This window comes from Photorhabdus sp. RM96S (genome assembly GCF_042879335.1).
GTDB lineage: Bacteria > Pseudomonadota > Gammaproteobacteria > Enterobacterales > Enterobacteriaceae > Photorhabdus > Photorhabdus kayaii.
The window spans coordinates 1-4,770 of sequence record NZ_JBHFKT010000083.1 but is presented as its reverse complement, the minus strand read 5'-3'; the positions used below and the strand labels follow the sequence as shown (position 1 = coordinate 4,770).

Annotated in this window: 5 protein-coding genes; 3 read left to right on the top strand and 2 right to left on the bottom strand. The window is 51.8% G+C overall.

What is annotated here, in order from left to right:
* Positions 1 to 96 precede the first annotated feature (96 nt).
* Positions 97 to 1,083 (top strand): hypothetical protein, encoded by a 987-nt coding sequence (locus ACGF49_RS24035; RefSeq protein ID WP_387493156.1) that lies wholly within the window; start codon positions 97 to 99, stop codon positions 1,081 to 1,083.
* A 4-nt stretch (positions 1,084 to 1,087) separates the two neighbouring features.
* The gene (locus tag ACGF49_RS24030; protein WP_205068583.1) at positions 1,088 to 1,723 is read left to right on the top strand and encodes an SMI1/KNR4 family protein; all 636 of its coding nucleotides are present in this window, start codon (positions 1,088 to 1,090) and stop codon (positions 1,721 to 1,723) included.
* A 53-nt stretch (positions 1,724 to 1,776) separates the two neighbouring features.
* On the opposite strand, the gene ACGF49_RS24025 is transcribed toward ACGF49_RS24030, so the two are convergent.
* Both ACGF49_RS24025 and ACGF49_RS24020 read right to left on the bottom strand, forming a co-directional pair.
* Positions 1,777 to 2,019: a SymE family type I addiction module toxin gene (locus ACGF49_RS24025; RefSeq protein WP_113044217.1), complete on the bottom strand. Its 243-nt coding sequence runs from the start codon at positions 2,017 to 2,019 to the stop codon at positions 1,777 to 1,779.
* A 78-nt stretch (positions 2,020 to 2,097) separates the two neighbouring features.
* Positions 2,098 to 2,490 carry a helix-turn-helix domain-containing protein gene (locus tag ACGF49_RS24020; protein WP_229015692.1) on the bottom strand — a complete coding sequence of 131 codons (393 nt, stop codon included), beginning with the start codon at positions 2,488 to 2,490 and terminating at the stop codon, positions 2,098 to 2,100.
* Between the two features lie 99 nt (positions 2,491 to 2,589).
* Here ACGF49_RS24020 and ACGF49_RS24015 point away from each other — a divergent pair.
* The coding region (locus ACGF49_RS24015) for a CHC2 zinc finger domain-containing protein (RefSeq protein ID WP_387493151.1) at positions 2,590 to 4,770 on the top strand (2,181 nt) is incomplete at its 3' end.

Genomic DNA, 4,770 nt, shown 5'->3' with positions numbered 1-4,770 from the left:
GGGGTTTTGAGTTCGGCGGTGAACGGACATTGGAAAAAACGGGGTGTAACTGACTGAGGGCATTAGGAAAATCGGCGTTCGGTAATCAACTTCGCAATGGAATGCGTTGTTATTGAGAATAATGCGCTGGCCTCCCGAAATCTGGGCGATTGCCGCACGCTGTCACCGGAAGCGTGCGGTAAGGCCAAAGAACTGAGCCAGCGCATTCTGGATAAAGGTCTGCCGTCGGTTGAAGACATGCGCGGTAAACTAGCATCGTGTCAGGATGACCGTTGCCGTAAAGGGGTCTGGACAGAGTACCGGCAGGCCAGTGATGCAACTATCAACAGCCTGAAACAAATGGCGTTGAATGGTGAGTTGAGCCGCGAAGAGCTGGCCTTTATCAACCATGAGTTGGGTAAAGAACTGGCGGTATCAGGATACCGTGCCAATGACAAGATAGGGCGTTCAGAGCAGAGCAGTTGGTTAAATGGTGGCAGTGGACCGCTCTCCGGGTTCTTTAATACTGAATTGCGTCAGAAAGAGCTGGAGAACGCAGGCTTATCCAAAGCCGATGCGGCGCAGTATGTGAAAGAAGAGCAGCGCAACCTGTTGTTGCTGGAGACCGCGACGGGAATTATTGGGGCAAAAGCCAGTGATAAAATGCAGGCGAAACCATCATCTGTACCGTCAATAAAAGGTTCAACTGTTAACAAAGGCAGTAGCTCTGAACAACATACTAATGAGCATAAAGTTATTGTTGTAGATAAAACAAAATATCCAGAATCAGCGAAGCATATTGAAGATGCTCAGAAAGCAGGGCATCCTAATGTGTTGACGATTGATCGTGGAGGCGCTGCTCAGAGGAGAGGAGAATCCTTGAAAAATACTCCTCCGGTGAAAGGTGCAGATCGTGATGAATATCCTCCTGCTATGTTTAAAGAAGGTGGCTCAGGCGCTTCGGTTCGACCAATTACCCCTTCTGATAATAGAGGAGCTGGATCATGTATTGGTCAACAATGTCGCGGATTACCTAATGGTGCGACTGTAATTATAAAGACAGAAAAGACAGACAAATCAGGCAAAATAGAAACGGAGAAATAGAAAAATGTGGCCTTTAACTGACAAATTACTCTCAATTTGTAGTCATGATATTTCTTCGGTTAGATCAGAAAAATATATTGCTTCCAATTATGGAAAATCATTGGTAGATGAATTGAGCTGTTTATTGATTAAAAAAAATGGATTTTATGGCTTTGAGTCTGCATTACGCGTTTTTCCATATGAAACGATAGGTGAAGAGATCGGCTTAATTGATTGGAACAATAATAGGTTATGGATTAACTCGTACGAAGATATGGCTAAGGATGCTCTTTTCTTTGCAGAAGATATCTTTGGAAATCAGTTTTGTTTAAAAGATGATTGTATTCATACATTCGATCCTGAAACGGGATTATTTGATAAATTAGCCGAGAGTATAAATGAATGGAGTGGGATTATCTTGGAAGATTATGAAGTCTTAACTGGATATTCTTTGGCTCATAATTGGCAAAACATTTACGGTCCTATTCAATCTGGCTATCGTTTAGTCCCTAAAATTCCCTTTGTTTTAGGCGGAGAATATGAATTGGAAAATCTTTACTTAGCTCGAACAGGCGAATCAATGAGAGCCAGAGCTGATTTGGCTCTACAAATACGAAATATTCCCGATGGGGCAAGCATTAAAATGGACATAAAAGATTAAAAATCAGTTAGCAAAAAGATCCCAGTCCAAGCACTGGGATCTTTTTTGAGTCGTCAGCTGTTCTCAATGAGCCGGATAATCAACTGCCCCCGTTCAACGGTGATGTTCACTGCCTGTCCGGTGGTAAACCCGGCTTCTTCCAGCCAGTTGCCTTTAAGATGCAGGCTGGGATGCTGACTGTAATAGCGGGTCATGCCAGTGTTGCGATCTTCGTGGCGGGTGCTGGTATACCCCACCTTATAGCTGCGCCGGGCTTTTGAAATCTTCCAATCTGCATTACAATCGCGGTTAGCCATAGTAACTACTCCAATAGTTGCTTACGGTTAGCGGCGGTTCCGTGCTCCAACACGGGATCGCCGCACGTGTTTTATGTCTTACTTCTCGGTGCCTGCTCTGCTGTTGTTACGGGCAAAACGGTTGGCATCGTGTTTTAAAATCAATGACTCCAGTAACACCCTTGCCACTTCTTTCTCTTCCGGTGTGAACTGGCTGATAGCCTCAAACTGCAAACGCAGTTCTTCATCCGGGTTGCGCTCATTCTCGTCAAAAACCAGCGTATCTGCACTGACAGAAAGTGCACGGGAGAGCTTGCGGATAATCTCCAGTGTCGGTTGTACTTCGTCAGCTTCATAACGCCGGATCATTGTCACGTGACAACCGACTTTCTCCGCCAGTGCGGCCTGAGTAAGCCTGCGGTCTTTACGCAGGGTTGCCAGACGTTTACCAAAGTCCATAGAAATTACTCGCCAAGGAAACAGAGCCAGCATTTTACCCCCTTGTTTAAACATGATGCTTGAAACATACCATATATGCATGTATAAAGAAACCATAAAAGCATATTGACAGGTTTTTACAGGAGGTCTCTGATGACCCGCGTTCCCGACACCGATTTAGCCCACTTAAAGCAAACCGTCTCGTTGCTGGGGCTGGCGCGTAAGCAAGGCCGTACGATGAAAAAACGCGGTGAGGATTATGTGCTGCGCTGTCCGTTCCATAACGAGAAAACGCCCTCAATGGTGATATCGCCGGCTAAGAACCTGTATCACTGCTTTGGCTGTGGCGCAGCGGGGTCGGTGCTGGACTGGGTGATACAAACGGAAGGCGTGACGTTGAAAATCGGTATCCGCCGGCTGCGGGAGCTGGCCGGGCTGCCGGACATGGACAATGCGGTTGTGGCCGCTTCTTCTTTAGCCGCCCCGCCGGAATTACAGGCTGCACCCCTGCCGCGCCCGAAACTGGCCGATCTGGACGATGACGGGCAGGCGCTGTTGCATCAGGTGATTGATTTTTATCATCAGAACTTACTGGCGTCACCGGAAGCCAAAGCCTGGCTGGCACGACGCGGGCTGAATCATCCTGAGTTGGTGAGTCACTTTAAGCTGGGGTACGCAGGCAATCACGGGATCGGCGGTTCAGCAGGCTTATTACCGTCCAAGAGCAGTCAGGAAGGCCAGCAACTGCGCGACAAACTATCAGGTCTGGGCGTGTTGCGTACCACTACCCGGCAGGACCACTTCCGGGGCTGCGTCGTGGTGCCGGTGATCGGCTGGACAGAATCGGTCAATGTGGCCTGCCGCGGGCGGGTGCTGCAACTGTATGGCCGCCGGACCCAGCCGGATTACAAAGTGCTGAAAGACAGCCCAAAGCATCTGTACCTGCCGTCACCGCTAGCCGGGGTCTGGAATGAATCGGCGATGCAGGCATCAAATGAAATTATCCTGTGCGAAGCGCTGATCGATGCCATGACCTTCTGGTGTGCCGGGTTCCGCAACGTGATCGCCGCGTTCGGGGTGAATGGGTTTAACCGTGAGCACCTCGAAGCCTTGCAGTACCACGGCGTGAAACGGGTGCTGATTGCCTTTGACCGGGACGAGGCCGGAGACCGTGGCGCGGCCAGTGTGGCGGCTGATTTACTGGAAGCCGGTATCGAGGCATGGCGGGTGCAGTTCCCGCCGGGCATGGATGCCAATGACTATGCGCTGAAAAGCGGTAACGCCGAACATGCGCTGGGGCTGGCGTTGCAACAGGCGGTCTGGCTGGGACAGGGAACGGCGCCGGGCACGGTGTTCAGCCATGAGCGGCCCGTCTCGCCGAGTGTGACGGAAAAGCCCCAAAGTGCCGAGGTGGCTAAATCTTCTTCTTTAGCCGCCCCGCCGGAGCTGACCGTTGCGCCCGTGCCCTGTGAGCGCACGGCCTGCGGTGAACTGCTGATGAAAAGCGGCCCCCGGGTCTGGCGGGTACGGGGGATGAAAAAATCCCCGGTGCCGGATGTGATGAAAGTGAATGTGCAGGTGCGGGATGAAACGTCCGGCCTGTTCCATGTGGATACGCTGGACATGTACCATGCGCGGCATCGTCAGAACTACATCAGCACGGCGGCGCAAGAGCTGGAATGCGAGCCGTCTGTGATTAAACGTGAAGCAGGTCGGGTGCTGCTGATGCTGGAGCAGCAACAGGATGCCGAGCAGCGAGCGGAGGCCGAAGCCTCAGGGACAACGGCGGTGACGGTCAGCGCAGAAGACGAAGCCGCCGCGCTGGCGTTGCTGACATCGCCGAACTTAACAGAACAGATTATCAACGACATGGCCGCCTGCGGGGTGGTCGGCGAATCCACCAATCTGCTGACCGGGTATCTGGCGGCGGTCTCGCGCAAACTGGATAAACCGCTGGCCGTGCTGATACAAAGCAGTTCCGCTGCCGGGAAATCGTCCCTGATGGAGGCGGTGCTGAACCTGATGCCGGAAGAGGAGCGTATCCAGTACTCGGCAATGACCGGGCAGAGCCTCTACTATCTGGGGGAAACCAGCCTGCAACACAAGATACTGGCGATAGCCGAAGAAGAAGGCGTGCGGCAGGCGGCCTATGCCCTGAAACTGTTGCAATCTGACGGCGAGCTGAAAATCGCCAGCACCGGCAAGAACGAACAGAGCGGCGAACTGGTGACGCGGGAATACAAGGTACAGGGACCGGTGATGCTGATGTTAACGACGACGGCCATTGATGTGGATGAAGAGCTGCTGAACCGCTGTCTGGTGCTGACGGTCAAC

Coding starts and splice junctions, on each gene's coding strand:
- ACGF49_RS24035 (WP_387493156.1), top strand. CDS start 97: ATGGAATGCGTTGTTATTGAGAATAATGCGCTGGCCTCCCGAAATCTG.
- ACGF49_RS24030 (WP_205068583.1), top strand. CDS start 1,088: ATGTGGCCTTTAACTGACAAATTACTCTCAATTTGTAGTCATGATATT.
- ACGF49_RS24025 (WP_113044217.1), bottom strand. CDS start 2,019: ATGGCTAACCGCGATTGTAATGCAGATTGGAAGATTTCAAAAGCCCGG.
- ACGF49_RS24020 (WP_229015692.1), bottom strand. CDS start 2,490: ATGCTGGCTCTGTTTCCTTGGCGAGTAATTTCTATGGACTTTGGTAAA.